Raw genomic sequence first — 15,642 nt, 5'->3', positions numbered from 1 at the left:
TTCGCCGCGGTGGCCCGCAAGCGGTTCGATGGGAGTCTGAAAGGGACACTCACGCTCACGGCCGGGCTCGGGGGCATGGGCGGCGCGCAACCGCTTGCCATCACGATGAACGACGGCGTCGCGCTGTGCGTCGAGGTCGACCCGGCCCGCGCGCGGCGCCGGCTCGAGACCCGCTACCTCGACGAGCTGGCGTCCGACCTGGACGACGCGGTCCGCCGCGTGGAGAGCGCGAAGCGAGAGGGCCGGGCGCGCTCCGTCGCCGTGATCGGGAACGCGGCCGAGGTCGTGCCCGAGCTGCTGCGCCGCGGCGTCGAGGTCGACGTCGTCACCGACCAGACGTCCGCGCACGACCCGCTCGCGTACCTGCCGAAGGGCGTGGCGCTCGACGACTGGCACGACTACGCGGCGAAGAAGCCCGACGAGTTCACCGACCGCTCCCGCGACTCCATGGCCGAGCACGTCGACGCGATGGTCGGCTTCCTCGACCGTGGCGCGGAGGTGTTCGACTACGGCAACTCGATCCGCGGCGAGGCCAAGCTCGGCGGCTTCGACCGGGCGTTCGACTTCCCCGGCTTCGTGCCCGCCTACATCCGGCCGATGTTCTGCGAGGGCAGGGGCCCGTTCCGGTGGGCGGCGCTGTCCGGCGACCCAGCCGACATCGCGGCGACCGACCGGGCGATCCTGGAACTGTTCCCGGAGAACGAGTCGCTGGCCCGGTGGATCCGGCTGGCCGGCGAACGCGTTGCCTTCCAAGGACTTCCGGCCCGGATCTGCTGGCTCGGCTACGGCGAGCGGCACCTCGCGGGGGAGTGCTTCAACGACATGGTCGCAGGCGGTGACCTGTCGGCGCCGGTCGTGATCGGCCGCGACCACCTCGACTGCGGCTCGGTAGCGTCGCCGTACCGGGAGACCGAGGCGATGGCCGACGGCTCCGACGCGATCGCCGACTGGCCGCTGCTCAACGCGATGGTGAACACCGCGTCCGGCGCGACCTGGGTGTCCATCCACCACGGCGGCGGGGTCGGCATGGGCCGGTCCATCCACGCCGGCCAGGTCACCGTCGCGGACGGCTCGGTGCTCGCCGGCCAGAAGATCCAGCGGGTGCTCACCAACGACCCCGGCATGGGCGTCATCCGCCACGTCGACGCCGGCTACGACCGCGCCGAGGAGGTCGCCGCCGAGCGGGGCGTCCGGGTGCCGATGCCATGAAGGACGCCTTCCGGACGCCGGACGCCTGGAAGGACGCCTTCCAGGCGCTGAGCGAGGTGGGGGTCGATCGCCGCCGTGGCGGGTACTCGCGGCACGGGTTCGACCGCGCCGAGCTGGAGTTGCGCGCGTGGTTCACCGAGGAGGCGCTGCGGCGTGGGCTCGCGGTCCGCACCGACCGCAACGGGAACCTGTGGGCGTGGTGGGGCGAGCCGGGCCCGGACGCCGTGGTCACCGGCAGCCACCTGGACTCGGTGCCCGGCGGCGGCGCGTTCGACGGGCCGCTCGGCGTCATCGCCGCACTGGTCGCCGTGGACATGTTGCGCGCCAAGGGTTTCGCGCCCGCGAAACCGATCGCGATAGTCGTGTTCGCGGAGGAGGAGGGCGGCCGGTTCGGTGTGCCATGCCTGGGCTCGCGGCTGCTGACCGGCTCGATCGACGCGGACGCGGCGCGCCGGCTGACCGATCCGGACGGCGTCACGCTCGCCGAGGCGGTGACCGCGGCCGGGCTCGACCCCGCACGGCTGGGCCGGGACGACGAGGCGCTGGCCGCGGTCGGCCGGTTCGTCGAGCTGCACGTCGAGCAGGGTCGCGGGCTGGTCGACCTGGACGCGTCGGTGGGGGTGGCGAGCTCGATCCTGGCGCACGGCCGGTGGCGCTTCCGGTTCAGCGGCGAGGGGAACCACGCGGGCGCCACCCCGCTCGGCGACCGGCGCGACCCGATGCTGCCGGCGTCCGCGCTCGTCCTCGCCACCCGCCGCGTCGCGTCCGCCGTGGACGGTGCGCGGGCGACGGTCGGCCGGCTGGTGCCGAACCCGGGCGGAACGAACGTCATATCGTCCACAGTGGACGTTTGGCTGGACGCGCGGGCACCCGACGACGCGCGCACCCGCGCCGTGGTCGAGGAGATCACCGCGGCGGCGCGCTCGGCCGCGGCCGGGGAGGGCTGCGAGCTGACCGTCGCCGAGGAGTCCTACGGAGACACCGTGCACTTCGACACCGGCCTGCGCGACGAGGTGTCCGGTGTGCTGGGTGGCGTCCCGGCACTGCCGACCGGGGCGGGGCACGACGCCGGCATCCTCGCCGCGCACGTGCCGACCGCGATGCTGTTCGTGCGCAACCCGACCGGGGTGAGCCACGCGCCGGCCGAGCACGCCGAGCTCGCCGACTGCGTGGCGGGTGTGGAGGCGCTCGCCGCCGTGCTGGAACGGCTGGCCGGATGACGTCTTTCTGGTGCGAGTACGCGTGGCTGCCCGACGGCCCGCGCCCGGGCGTGCTCGTCGATGCCACGGACGCCATCGCCCGCGTGTCCACTGTGGATGATCCGCCGGCAGGCGCGTACCGGCTGGACGGGCTCGTGCTGCCGGGCTTCGCCAACGCCCACTCACACGCGTTCCACCGCGCGCTGCGCGGCCGCACGCACGCGGATGGCGGCACGTTCTGGACCTGGCGTAGCGCGATGTACCGGCTGGCGGCCCGGTTCGACCCGGACCGCTACCTGCGACTGGCGCGCGCGGTGTACGCGGAGATGGCCGTGGCCGGCGTGACGTGCGTCGGTGAGTTCCACTACGTGCACCACCCCGCGGGCGGTGGCCGCTACGACGACCCGAACGCGATGGGGGAGGCGCTGCGCCAGGCCGCGGCCGACGCCGGCATCCGCATCACGCTGCTGGACACGTGCTACCTGGCCGGCGGGATCGACACGCCACTCGCACCCGAGCAGGCACGCTTCTCCGACGGGTCCGCCGACGCGTGGGCGAAGCGGATCTCGGCGCAGCGTCCGGCGCCGCATGCCCGCGCGGGCGCGGCGATCCACTCGGTGCGTGCGGTGCCCCGCGCGGACCTCGCCGCCGTGGTCGGGGCGGCGGCGGGCCGGCCGCTGCACGTCCACCTCTCCGAGCAGCCAGCGGAGAACGAGGCGTGCCTGGCGGCCTATGGCGCGACGCCCGCCGACCTGTTGTACGAGGCGGGCGCGCTCGGCCCGGACACCACGGCGGTGCACGCTACCCATCTGTCCACACGGGACATCGAGCTGCTGGGCGGCTCGCGCACGGGTGTCTGCTTCTGCCCGACGACCGAGGCGGACCTGGCGGACGGCATCGGCCCCGCGCGCGAGCTGCACGCGGCCGGGTCGCCGCTGTCGCTGGGCAGCGACCAGCACGCGGTGGTGGACCCGCTGCTCGAGGCGCGGGCGCTAGAGCACGCCGAGCGGCTGCGTTCCGGGGCGCGCGGCCGGTTCACGCCGGCCGAGCTGGTCGCGGCGCTCACCTCGGCCGGCCAGGCGGCGCTGGGCTGGCCGATGGCCGGCCGGATCGCGCCGGGCGCGCCGGCGGACCTGGTGGCGGTGCGGCTGGACAGCGCACGGACGGCCGGGTGCGTGCCGTCCCAGGCCGGGTACGCGGCGACGGCGCAGGACGTGCACACGGTGGTCGCCGCGGGGCGGGTCATCGCACGGGACGGATGTCACGAGAAGCTGGGCGACGTGGGTGCCCTGCTGGGGCCGGCCATCGAGGAGCTGTGGGCGTGACTGTGCTGATCACCGGCATCGGGGAGCTGACGACCAATGTGGACGGTCCGCTGTCCGGCGCCGCGCTGGTGCTGGACGGTGACCGCGTGGTGTGGGTCGGGCCGGCCACGCGGGCGCCGGACGCCGACGAGCGCGTGGATGTCGGGGGGCGGGCGGTGCTGCCCGGGTGGGTGGACAGCCACACGCACCTCGTGTTCGCGGGTGACCGGACGGCGGAGTTCAACGCTCGGATGGCCGGGAAGCCTTACACCGCGGGCGGAATCGCGGTCACGGTCGGCGCCACGCGGGCCGCGTCGGACTCCGTGCTGGCGGCCGGGCTGCGCCGGCACGTCGCCGAGGCGGTGGCGCAGGGCACGACCTGCCTGGAGACGAAGACCGGCTACGGGCTGACCGTCGCCGACGAGCTGCGGTCGGCCAGGCTCGCGGCCGGGGTCGTCGACGAGGTGACGTTCCTCGGCGCGCACCTCGTGCCGGCCGGAGTGTCCAGGTCGGACTATGTGGCGCTGGTGCGCGGCGAGATGCTCGACGCGGTGGCGCCGCACGTGCGGTGGGCGGACGTGTTCTGCGAGACCGGCGCGTTCGACGAGGCGGCGTCGCGCGAGGTGCTGACCGCTGCGGCCGCGCGCGGGCTGGGCCTGCGCGTGCACGGCAACCAGCTCGGTCCGGGCCCCGGTGTCCGGCTCGCGGTCTCGCTGGGGGCGGCGAGCGTGGACCACTGCACGTACCTGACTTCGTCCGATGTGGACGCTCTGGCTTCGTCGTCCACCGTGGCCACCCTGCTGCCGGCGTGCGACCTGTCGACCCGCCAGCCGCTGCCGGACGCCCGCGCGCTGCTGGACGCGGGTGCGACCGTCGCGCTGGCGTCGAACTGCAACCCGGGCTCGTCGTACACCTCGTCGATGGCCTACTGCGTGGCGACGGCCGTGCTGCAGATGCGGATGTCGGTCGAGGAGGCCGTGCGCGCCGCGACCTGGGGTGGTGCGCGGGCGCTGCGCCGGTCGGACGTCGGGGTGCTGCGGGTGGGCGCGCGGGCGGACGTGCACGTGCTGGACGCGCCGTCGGTGACCCACCTCGCCTACCGGCCCGGGGTGCCGCTGACGCACGCGGTGTGGCGCGCGGGCGAGCGAGTCGGCTAGCGGATCCAGACTCCCAGGGCGCCGACGATCGCGACCACGACGAGGACGATCAGCACCACGACCGGCCAGGTCGGCCGGGTCGGCAGCGCCTCCTCGTCGGTGTCCTCGGGGTGCCCGCCGGGCAGGTCGGCGAACGGGTCGGGCCCGAACAGCACCGGATCCGGGCTCGACCCGGTACGCGGCGGCTCGCCGTTGGCTCGCGCCCGTTCGTCGCGGTCGTCGTTGCTCGCCACGGTGCTTCCCCTCATCCGCCTGACCGTCGGCCCATCATCGCGGAGACCCGCGCGTCGAGTCCAGCCGGGCGGCCGTGCCACTGATCGGTCACCCGCTCATCGTCCATGCCCGGTGACCACCCGCAGCGGTGCGCCGGTGGTGGTGCTCGCCCGGCCGTCCCGGTCCACCTCGACCGCCAGCGGGTGGCCGGCGACCCGCAGGCCCGTGACCCGCAGCGGGAACCAGGCGGCGAACGCCGGGGACGGGGCGACCGTGAGCGTGCCCGTCGGGACGTCCGCCGACAGGCCCAGCGCGGCGCCGATGAGCACCAGCGCGGCCGCCGCGGACCAGGCCTGCGGGCGGCACGCCCCCGGGTAGTCGAGCAGCGGGCCCTGCCCGGCCGACCAGCCGCCGTACAGCTCGGGCAGCCGGTGGCCGAACCGGGTGCCGGCGCGTACCAGGCCCGCGGCGAGCGCCGACGCGACCGCGGGGTGCCCGGCCCGTACCAGGCCGTCCACGGCGATCGCCGTGTCGTGGGGCCACACCGAGCCCGTGTGGTACCCGATCGGGTTGAAGAACGGGTGGTCGCCGTCCATCGTGCGCAGGCCGTAGCCGCTGTCGAGGTCGGCGAGGCGAGCGGCGACCGTGGACTCCTCCGCCGCGGACAGCAGGCCGGTGCCGAGCAGGTGGCCGAGGTTGGACGCGAGCGTGTCGACCGGACGACCGGCACCGTCGAGGGCCAGGGCCGGGAACCCGTTGACCCAGAACGACTTCCGGAACCGGTCGGCCAGGCCGGCGGCGAACGCGCGCGCCTCGCCGGCGCCAGGCCGCCCGAACGCGGTGAGCAGCGCGGCGGCGTCGAGCGCGGCGCGGTGCGCGTAGGCCTGCGCCTCGCTGAGCGCGACCGGCGGCGTGGCGATCCGCCCGGCACCGTCCTGCACGGCGTCGACCGAGTCCTTCCAGCCCTGGTTGGCCAGCCCCTGGCCGGATTCGTCCACATAGGACAGAAAGTCGTGCCGCAGGAGCCAGGCCAGCGCCCGGCGCATCGGGTCCAGCAGTGGCTCGACGTCGGCGGCCGGCAGGCCCCAGCGCCACGCGTCGTGCAGCAGGCTGATCCACAGCGGGGTCGCGTCGATCGTGCCGTAGTAGCACGGTGGCAGGCCGGGCGACCGCTCGATGCCGGCCGGCAGCTGGCGGATCTCGTGCAGGATCTTGCCGGGCTGCTCGGCGGTCTCCGGGTCGTCCTTCGTGCCCTGGCGGCGCGCGAGGGTGCGCAGCGTGCCGAGCGCGAGGTCGGTGCCGAGCGGCAGCGCGAACCGGGCGGCCCACAGCGAGTCGCGACCGAACAGCGTGAAGTACCAGGGCGTGCCGGCGCCGGCGAACCGGTCGGCCGGCGCGGCGGGATCGGCGAGCAGCAGCGCGCGCAGGTCGTCCAGGCCGGTCGCGACCAGCCCGTCCAGCTCGGGCTCGCGGCTCTCGACGGTCAGCGGGCCGAGGTCCCGGGTCAGCGGCGCGCGCACGACGGGGTCCTCCGTGGCGCTCGTCGCGGTGATCCTCAGCGTGACGGTGGCCGTGGCGCGGGCCGGCACCCGCAGGTCCCAGTCGAGCCGGACGTGGTCGGCGGCGAGCTCGACGCGGTCCGGTGTGCGGTCGGCGGCGGCCGTGGTGGTGCACGAGCCCGCGGCCCAGCCGGCGAGCGCACCGTCGGTCTGGTGCGGTGTCACCGGGGTCGTGGGCCGGCCGTGGCGGAACGCGAGGATCGGCGCCAGGTCGGCGGCCAGCCGGACGCTCACCGTGGCGGCGACCTCCGTACGTGCGTCGTTGACCAGCGCGATCGCCTCGGTCAGCGTGTCGGCCTCGACCCGGCGGCCGCGTTCGAGCCGCACGGTCGGGTCGCCGATGTCGTCGCCGAGCCCGATGACCGCGCCGACGAAGCGCGACGCGGCCGCCGACTCGGTCCAGTGACCGACCGGTGCCGCCGGCTCGCCGTCGACCAGCACGGTCAGCTCCGACAGGTGCCGTACGTCGGCGACCAGGAAGCCCTGCGCGCCACGTTGTCGCAGCTGGCCGTCCCGGTCCGACAGCACCGCGGCGGGCGCGCGGACCGCGGTCACGAGCTCGTGCGTGAACATCCGGTTCATCGTCCATCCCATCCTGGAGTTACTCCGGGCGTAGGTTGGCAATCATGGAGTACACGCAACTCGGCCGTAGCGGCCTGTCCGTATCCCGGCTGGTGCTCGGCACGATGAACTTCGGTCCCGAAACGTCCGAAGAGGACAGTTTCGCGATCATGGACAAGGCCCACGAGCACGGCATCAACTTCTTCGACACCGCGAACAGGTACGGCGGGCACAGAGGTACTGGCGTCACCGAGCAGATCATCGGCCGGTGGTTCGAGCAGGGCGGTGGGCGGCGGGAGCGCACCGTGCTCGCCACGAAGCTGTACGGCCCGATGGGCGACTGGCCCAACGAGGGCCTCCTGTCGGCGCTGAACATCCGGCGCGCCGCGGACGCGTCGCTGCGGCGGCTGCGGACCGACTACGTCGACCTGTACCAGATGCACCACATCGACCGGCGCACGCCGTGGGAGGAGATCTGGGAGGCCTTCTCCGTGCTGCGCCAGCAGGGCAAGGTGCTGTACTTCGGGTCGTCCAACTTCGCCGGCTGGCACCTCGCGCAGGCGCAGGAGGCCGCGCGGTCACGGCACTTCCTCGGGCTGGTCAGCGAGCAGTCGATCTACAACCTGCTGACCCGGTGGGTCGAGCTGGAGGTGCTGCCGGCGGCCCGGCACTACGGCATCGGCGTGATCCCCTGGTCGCCGCTGCACGGCGGTCTGCTCGGCGGTGTGCTGCGCAAGCTGCGCGAGGGCGGGGCGTCCCGCGGCGCGAGCGGCCGCGCGGCGAGCTCGATGGACCAGTACCGCGACGCGATCTCGTCGTACGAGAAGCTGGCCGCGGAGCTCGGGGTGGACCCGGCGGACCTCGGCATCGCGTGGCTGCTGCACCAGGAGGGTGTGACGGCACCGATCATCGGCCCGCGCACGCCGGCCCAGCTGGAGGGCTCGCTGCGCGCGGTGGACATCACGTTGGACGCGGACACGCTCGCCACGCTGGACGAGCTGTTCCCGCCACCGGCCCCCAACGGCGCCAAGCCCGCCCCCGAGGCCTACGCCTGGTAGCTCCGACCCGCGAGTCCCCCGCTTCCGCACGCGAGTCCCCCGTTCCCGCCGGGGACTCGCGGCCGGGAGTGGGGGACTCGCGGCTCAGGTGAGCAGCGGGCCGTTGCGCCGTTCGCAGTAGCCTTGCCGCCATGTCCGCCAATGCCAGGGGGTTGGCCTCCCGGATCCCACCGGAGCTGCTGGTGTGCTCGATCCACCGGGCCGCCGACGGCACGGGACGACGGCCGCTCATGTCAGGGCTGTCCGGGAGGTACCCGCCGAAGCAGCTGCTGAGGCGGCGCGGGTTCGTGCTCGACGATCTCCGGTCTCCGTATCCGCAGCGGGCGGACCGCGCCGAGGCCGGTCAGCTGCTGACGTGGCAGGAGCCCCCCGAGCCCCAGACCGTTGATCGGTTCTGGCGGGACCTGCCGGCGCCACGGAAGCTGTGGACGAAGGCTCTCCGGACCGGCTTCGTATGGGCCGACAACCTGTACTGGGCGTGGTCGCACAGCAGGTCCCACCTACCCGTGCTGGCCACGTTCGTCGACTTCTCCGGCCACTGGCTCGGGATGATCTGGATCGCGTGGTGCGACACCATCCAAACGGAGTGTCTGACCTACACCCCGGATCACCAGCTGTGGACGCTCGAGACCACGTGCCGGCCGCAACGGTGCGACCGCGACGACTGCGACGGCGCGGCGACCGGTGCCGCCGCCGTGGACATCCTGCGCGTGTTGTGGAACAAGGGAATGGACGAGTGTCCGGACGTGCCACGGGAGCTCGTCATCGCCGACGAGCACGTCACGCGTCATCCCGGGCCGAGCGTCCAGGAGGCGATCGAGACCCTCGCGACGTTCTTTCTCGTCGCGGAGGAGGAGGACCGGCTGAAGATCACGTCGGCCGGCGAGACCTGGCTGCTGGCGCATGAACGGATCGGTGACAAGGAACTGCTGGAGGATGCGTTGCCGAAGGAGCGCAGCAACAAGATCAAGGCGACGTTCCACGGAGCCGTGGTGAACTCCACCGTCGCCATCAGCGGTGCGACGGTCGGGGACCAGACGCTCGTCGTGTTCGACGAGACACAGCGCCGTACCTGGCGCGAGCTCGCCGACGCGATCGAGGCGGAGCGTGCTGGAGTCGAGCTGACGGAGGCCGACGACGCCGAGCTGGACGAGGCGCTGGCCGCGCTCCGCGACGCGGCCGACGAGGCGAAGACCACCGACCCGGGGCGGCTGCGCCGTGCGCTGCGCACGGTCGCCCGGCTCGGCGGTGGCCTCCTCCTGGGTGTCACCGGCAACGCGTTGTACGAAAGCGCCAAGGCCATGCTCGGCTGACCCGCGAGGTCAGTCGTCGTCGTCGCGGGCCAGGTAGGTGGCCAGGCGTTCCACGGCGGTCTCGAACTCCGGGTTGGCGTCGACGAAGGCACGCATCTTGGCGGCCAGCCAGGACAGCGTGACCTCCTCGTCGCCGCGTCTGTCCTCGAGCTCCTCGAGGCCTCGGTCGGTGAAGTACATTGCGCTAGGCGAACGCCTTCTCGATGATCTCCCGCTGCTCGACCTCGTGCACCTTGCCCGAGCCGGCCGACGGCGCGGACATCACGCGGCGGGACACCCGCGTCACGCGCGGCAGCTCGGGGTAGAACTCCGGCAGGTGCAGCCCGTAGAACGGCCACGCGCCCTGGTTCGCCGGCTCCTCCTGGACCCAGCGGACATCCGTGAGGTGCGGGTACCGCTCGAAGATCGCGCCCAGCCGCTTCACCGGCACCGGGTAGAGCTGCTCGATGCGCACCAGCGCCACGTCGGTCAGCCCGCGCTTGTCCCGCTCGGCGGCCAGCTCGTAGTACAGCTTGCCGTACACCAGCAGCAGCTTGCGGACCGCCGACGGGTCGGTGACCGACGTGTCGTCGAAAACCGAGTTGAAGCGGGACTCCTCGGTGAAGTCCTCGACCGAGCTGATCGCCGCCTTGTTGCGCAGCATGGACTTCGGCGTGAACACGACCAGCGGCCGGGCCACTCCGTCCAGCGCGTGGCGGCGCAGCAGGTGGAAGTAGTTCGCCGGCGTGGACGGCACGACCACGGTCATCGAGCCCTCCGCGCACAGCTGCAGCCAGCGCTCGATGCGGCCCGACGTGTGGTCGGGACCCTGACCCTCGTGCCCGTGCGGCAGCAGCATCACCACGTCCGAGGTCTGGCCCCACTTGGCCTCGCTGGAGGAGATGTACTCGTCGATCACCGACTGCGCGCCGTTGACGAAGTCGCCGAACTGCGCCTCCCACAGCACCAGCGCGTCCGGGTTGGCCACCGAGTAGCCGTACTCGAAGCCCAGCGCCGCGTACTCCGACAGCGCCGAGTCGTAGACGAGGAACCGGCTCTGCTCCGGCGCGAGGTTCTGCAGCGGCAGGTACTCCCGCCCGGACTTGCGATCGATCAGCACCGCGTGCCGCTGGACGAACGTGCCGCGGCGCGAGTCCTGGCCGGCGAGCCGCACCAGGTGGCCCTCCAGGTTGAGCGAGCCGAACGCCAGCAGCTCCGCGAACGCCCAGTCGATGCCGCCGTCGCGGGCCATCTTCGCGCGCCGCTCCAGCACCGGCTTGACCCTCGGGTGCGGCGAGAATCCGGCCGGCAGGTCCACATGCGCGTCGGCGATCCGCTGCAGCACGTCACGGGTGATCGAGGTCGGCAGCTTCGCCGGCACCTGCTGCTCGGACTCCACCGACGGGCTCGGCGCGACCGGGTGCTTCTCCAGCTCGCGCACCTCGTTGAACACGTGCTCGAGCTGGCTGGAGAAGTCCCGCAGGGCCTTCTCGGCCTCGTCGACGGAGATGTCGCCGCGGCCGATCAGCGCCTCGGTGTAGGTCTTCCGCACGCTGCGCTTCGCGTCGATGATGTCGTACATCGCGGGCTGGGTCATCGACGGGTCGTCGCCCTCGTTGTGCCCGCGCCGCCGGTAGCAGACCATGTCGATCACGACGTCCTTGTTGAACGCCTGACGGTAGTCCATGGCCAGCTGCGCCACCCAGTAGCACGCCTCCGGGTCGTCGCCGTTCACGTGGAACACCGGCGCCTGGATCATCTTCGCCACGTCGGTGGCGTACTGGCTCGACCGCGAGTGCTCCGGCGCGGTGGTGAAGCCGACCTGGTTGTTGATGATCACGTGCACGGTGCCGCCGGTGCGGTACCCGCGCAGCAGCGCGAGGTTCAGCGTCTCGGCGACCACGCCCTGGCCGGCGAACGCGGCGTCGCCGTGCAGCGCGACCGGCAGCACGGTGAAGCCGGTGCCGCCCTTGTCGAGCAGGTCCTGCTTGGCCCGGACGATGCCCTCCAGCACCGGGTCGATGGCCTCCAGGTGCGACGGGTTGGCGGTCAGCGTCACCTTGGTCTCGCCGTCGCCGAACATCCGGAAGTACTTGCCCTCGGCGCCGAGGTGGTACTTCACGTCGCCGGAGCCGTGCGCCTGACCCGGGTCGAGGTTGCCCTCGAACTCCTGGAAGATCTGCGAGATCGGCTTGCCCACGATGTTCGCGAGGACGTTCAGCCGGCCGCGGTGCGGCATGCCGATGACGACCTCGTCCAGCTCGTACTCGGCCGCCTTGTCCAGCACGGTGTCCAGCAGCGCGATGACCGTCTCGCCGCCCTCGAGCGAGAACCGCTTCTGGCCGACGTACTTGGTCTGCAGGAACGTCTCGAACGCCTCGGCCGCGTTGAGCTTGGACAGGATGTACTTCTGCACGGCCTGCGGCGGCTTCTCGTGCCTAACCTCGACGCGCTCCTGGATCCAGCGGCGCTCGGTCGGGTCGAGGATGTAGGTGTACTCGACGCCGACCGTGCGGCAGTACGAGTCGCGCAGGACGCCGAGCACGTCGCGCAGCTTCATCCGCTCCTTGCCGGCGAACCCGCCGACCGGGAACTCGCGGTCGAGGTCCCACAGGGTCAGGCCGTGGGACAGGATGTCGAGGTCCTCGTGCTTGCGCTGGCGGTAGTTCAGCGGGTCGACGTCGGACATCAGGTGACCGCGCGTGCGGTAGGTGTCGATCAGCCCGATGACGCGGGTGGTCTTGTCGATCGCGCCCTCGGGGATGTCCTCGACCCAGCGGACCGGCTCGTAGGGCAGCCGCAGCGACGTGAAGATGTCGTCGTAGAAGTTGTCCTCGCCGAGCAGCAGCTGGTGCACGCGGCGGAGGAACTCGCCGGACTCGGCGCCCTGGATGATCCGGTGGTCGTAGGTCGACGTCAGCGTGATGATCTTGCTGACGCCCAGGTCGACGAGCGCGCGCTCGCTGGTGCCCTGGTACTGCGCGGGGTACTCCATCGCGCCGACGCCGATGATCGCGCCCTGGCCCTTGGTGAGGCGGGGCATCGAGTGGTTGGTGCCGATCGTGCCCGGGTTGGTCAGCGAGATCGTGGTGCTGGCGAAGTCGTCGGCGGTCAGCGAGTTGTTGCGGGCCTTGCGGATGATCTCCTCGTAGGCCTGCCAGAAGCGGGTGAAGGTCATCCCCTCGCACTGCTTGATCGACGCGACGACGAGGGTGCGCTGACCGTCCCTGCCGGGCAGGTCGATGGCGAGGCCCAGGTTGATGTGCTCCGGCGTGACGGCCACCGGCTTGGCGTCCACCTCGTCGTAGTGCCGGTTCATGTTCGGGTAGTCGGCGAGCGCGCGGACCAGCGCGTAACCGATCAAGTGCGTGATGGAGACCTTGCCACCGCGGGTGCGCCGCAGATGGTTGTTGATCACGATCCGGTTGTCGAACAGGAGCTTCGCCGGGACCGCGCGCACGCTCGTGGCGGTCGGGATGGTGAGCGAGAGCTCCATGTTCTTGGCGATCAAGGCGGCGGCACCGCGCAGCGGCCTGGTGGCCTCGGCCTTGTCCGCCGGCCTCGGCTTCGCGGCCGGCTGCTTGGTCGGCTGCGCGCTCGGCTGCTTGGTCGGCTGCGTGCTCGGCTGCTTGGTCGGCTGCGTGCTCGGCTTCGCCGTCGGCGTGGGCTGGTCGGCCGGCTTCGTCGGCGGTGCCTGCCGGACGGCGCTCGTCGCCGGGCGCTGGCCGTTGTTCACGGTGTCGGCTCTGGTCGACGCGGACTTGGCCGCCGTCGTGGTGTCGGCCTTGGTCTGGGCCGCGGCGCGCTGTGTTGGCTTGTAGTCCGCGAAGAAGTCGTGCCACGCGGAATCCACGGACGACGGGTCGGCGAGGAACTGCTCGTACATCTCTTCGACGAGCCATTCGTTCGGGCCGAACTGCGACGCAGGGCTGCTGCTGGACACGGCAGGCACTCGCCTCTATCCATCTCGATCTGTTACTGAAATCTCTGCATGTTCAGGCTAGTCCTCCGGTCGAGTCGCGTGTGGTCGACACAACCGGCGGCGCGCCAGGTCACGCGAATGATCGGCACCGCATCATGACCGCCCCCGCAGACCTGTGACCAGATACTCGCATCACCTTCGACCGTACCCGCCACCGGTCCAGACCAAGCCTCCGGCGAGCGGGGTATCCGCGGGACCGGCCGGCGTCAGGTCGAGACATGGACCGTGCCGGGCGCTGGGCGGGAGTCGTCGAGATGGAGCTCGGTGGTGCCGTGGCGCCACAGGGTGGCGTAGTGGCCGCCGGCGTCGAGGAGCTGTGCGTGCGTGCCCTCCTCCACGACGCGGCCGCCGTCCAGCACGACGATCCGGTCGGCCCGTGCGGCGGTGGCCAGGCGGTGGGCCACGACGAACGTCGTGCGCGGCCGGGCCAGGTGCTCGCTCGCCGCCAGGACCACCGCCTCCGTCGCCGGGTCCAGCGCCGCGGTCGCCTCGTCCAGCAGCAGCACGTCCGGCCGAACCAGCTCGGCCCGCGCCAGGGCGACCAGCTGCCGCTGGCCGGCCGACAGGCCCTGACCCCGCTCGCCCACCCGCTGGCGGAAGCCCGCGGGCAGCTCGGCGACCATCGGCAGCGCACCGACCGCGCGGACGGCAGACTCCACCTCCGCGCGGTCCGCCTCGCCGTTCGCCGGCGGGCCGTGGTGGTCGCCGTAGGCCACGTTGCTCGCCACGTCGCCGGTGAACAGGTGCGGCTCCTGTGGCACGACACCCAGCCGCCTGCGGTACGCCGACGGGTCGTAGTCCCGCAGATCCACGCCGTCGACCAGGACCGCGCCCGAGGTCGGGTCGTAGAAGCGGGCGATCAGCTTCACCACGGTCGACTTGCCCGCCCCGGTCGGGCCGACCAGCGCCACCGTCTCGCCGGGGGCGACGGACAGGTTGACGCCCGCCAGCGCCGGCCGGTCCGTGCCCGGGTACTGGAACGACACATCGGCGAGCTCGACCGCGCCGGCCAGCGTCGGTGGTACCGGCCGCGGGTCGGTGGGCGGCTCGACGGACGTGGGCGTGCGCAGCAGGTCGGCGATCCGCCGCAGGCCGACCCGGGCCTGCTGGTAGCCGTCGAACACCCCGGACAGCTGCTGCACCGGCGCGAAGAACAGGTTCAGGTACAGCATGAACGCGAGCAGCACGCCGGGCGTCAGCGAGCCGTCGGCGACCCGGCCCGCGCCGACCGCCAGCACGGCCGCCTGCGCGACGCCGGCGAGCAGCGCCACGAACGGGAAGTACGTCGCCACGTAGCGCTGGGCCCGCAGCCGCGTGCGCCGGTAGGTGTCGCTGCGCTCGGCGAACTCCCGTGCCGAGTGCTCCTCGCGGGTGAACGCCTGCGCGATCCGCAGCCCGGACACGTTCTCCTGCATGTCGGCGTTCACGGCGCTGACCTGTTCGCGCGCCTGCGTGTACGCCAGGGTGGACAGTCGCTGGAAGATCACCGTCGCGATGATCAGGACCGGCAGCACGGCCAGCGCCACCGCCGCCAGGCCGATGTCGGTGACCAGCAGGGCCACCGTGATCGCGACGATCGTCAGGATGCTCGCGAGCGCGCTGACCAGGCCGGTCTGCAGGAACGTCGACAGCGCGTCCACGTCCGTGGTCATCCGGGTCATGATCCGGCCGGCCATCTCGCGCTCGTAGTAGTCGAGCCCGAGCCGTTGCAGGTGGGCGTAGCTGCGCACGCGCAGCAGGTACAGCAACCGCTCGCCGACCCGGGCGGCGAGCACGGTGGTGCACGCGGTCTCCACGAACAGCAGCGCTATCAGCACCGCCGCGATCGCCGTAGCGGTCCACAGCGCGGCGGCGTTGCCGGTGACCACGCCGGCGTCGACGCCCGCGCGGACCAGCGACGGCTGCGCCATCGTCAGCACCGCGTCGAGGACGACCAGCGACGCCACCAGCACCAGCATCCAGCGCACCGGCCGCAGCAGCCGGCGCAGCCGGAAGCCCGGGTCGGCCGCGGTCGGGTCCTCCCTGTCGAGCTTCGGCAGCTCGGTGGCCGGGGGCAGCGCCGCGACGCGCTCCAGCAGCTCCGGCGTCGGCGGCACCCCGGTCAGCGC

Annotated in this window: 11 protein-coding genes; 6 read left to right on the top strand and 5 right to left on the bottom strand. The window is 72.6% G+C overall.

The window, feature by feature from the left end:
- The 4 genes from hutU to hutI form a co-directional block, all read left to right on the top strand.
- The coding region (gene hutU, locus ACRDTB_RS32270; protein WP_431435987.1) for a urocanate hydratase at positions 1-1,209 on the top strand (1,209 nt) is incomplete at its 5' end.
- On the top strand, positions 1,206-2,429 hold the full coding sequence (locus tag ACRDTB_RS32265) for an allantoate amidohydrolase (protein WP_431435986.1): 1,224 nt from the start codon (positions 1,206-1,208) through the stop codon (positions 2,427-2,429). The genes hutU and ACRDTB_RS32265, both read left to right, overlap by 4 nt.
- Positions 2,426-3,733, top strand: a complete 1,308-nt coding sequence (locus ACRDTB_RS32260) for a formimidoylglutamate deiminase (RefSeq protein ID WP_431435985.1) — start codon at positions 2,426-2,428, stop codon at positions 3,731-3,733. Before ACRDTB_RS32265 ends, ACRDTB_RS32260 begins: the two co-directional genes overlap by 4 nt.
- A complete protein-coding gene (gene hutI / locus ACRDTB_RS32255; protein WP_431435984.1) occupies positions 3,730-4,869 on the top strand; it encodes an imidazolonepropionase in 1,140 nt (379 codons plus the stop codon). Before ACRDTB_RS32260 ends, hutI begins: the two co-directional genes overlap by 4 nt.
- Here the strand turns inward: hutI and ACRDTB_RS32250 are convergent.
- Positions 4,866-5,117: a hypothetical protein gene (locus ACRDTB_RS32250; RefSeq protein ID WP_431435983.1), complete on the bottom strand. Its 252-nt coding sequence runs from the start codon at positions 5,115-5,117 to the stop codon at positions 4,866-4,868. The two genes, hutI and ACRDTB_RS32250, sit on opposite strands and share 4 nt — an antisense overlap.
- An 81-nt stretch (positions 5,118-5,198) precedes the next feature.
- Positions 5,199-7,223 carry a glycogen debranching N-terminal domain-containing protein gene (locus tag ACRDTB_RS32245; protein ID WP_431435981.1) on the bottom strand — a complete coding sequence of 675 codons (2,025 nt, stop codon included), beginning with the start codon at positions 7,221-7,223 and terminating at the stop codon, positions 5,199-5,201.
- Between the two features lie 44 nt (positions 7,224-7,267).
- On the opposite strand from ACRDTB_RS32245, the gene ACRDTB_RS32240 reads away from it, so the two are divergent.
- Entirely contained in the window at positions 7,268-8,260 is a 993-nt protein-coding gene (locus tag ACRDTB_RS32240) for an aldo/keto reductase (protein ID WP_431435980.1), read from the top strand.
- Positions 8,261-8,391: 131 nt separating this feature from the next.
- On the top strand, positions 8,392-9,573 hold the full coding sequence (locus ACRDTB_RS32235) for a hypothetical protein (protein ID WP_431435978.1): 1,182 nt from the start codon (positions 8,392-8,394) through the stop codon (positions 9,571-9,573).
- A 9-nt stretch (positions 9,574-9,582) separates the two neighbouring features.
- Here ACRDTB_RS32235 and ACRDTB_RS32230 read toward each other — a convergent pair whose 3' ends face one another.
- The 3 genes from ACRDTB_RS32230 to ACRDTB_RS32220 form a co-directional block, all read right to left on the bottom strand.
- The gene (locus ACRDTB_RS32230) at positions 9,583-9,753 is read right to left on the bottom strand and encodes a DUF6104 family protein (RefSeq protein WP_431435977.1); all 171 of its coding nucleotides are present in this window, start codon (positions 9,751-9,753) and stop codon (positions 9,583-9,585) included.
- Between the two features lie 4 nt (positions 9,754-9,757).
- Positions 9,758-13,495: a multifunctional oxoglutarate decarboxylase/oxoglutarate dehydrogenase thiamine pyrophosphate-binding subunit/dihydrolipoyllysine-residue succinyltransferase subunit gene (locus ACRDTB_RS32225; protein ID WP_431435976.1), complete on the bottom strand. Its 3,738-nt coding sequence runs from the start codon at positions 13,493-13,495 to the stop codon at positions 9,758-9,760.
- A gap of 245 nt (positions 13,496-13,740) precedes the next feature.
- Positions 13,741-15,642 (bottom strand): ABC transporter ATP-binding protein (locus ACRDTB_RS32220; RefSeq protein ID WP_431435975.1); only part of this gene is annotated, 1,902 nt, incomplete at its 5' end.

The sequence above is a fragment of the Actinophytocola sp. genome (assembly GCF_050699935.1).
Classification (GTDB): Bacteria; Actinomycetota; Actinomycetes; order Mycobacteriales; family Pseudonocardiaceae; genus Actinophytocola.
The sequence above is the reverse complement of the archived record's forward strand: the minus strand, read 5'-3'. Positions and strand labels throughout refer to the sequence as shown.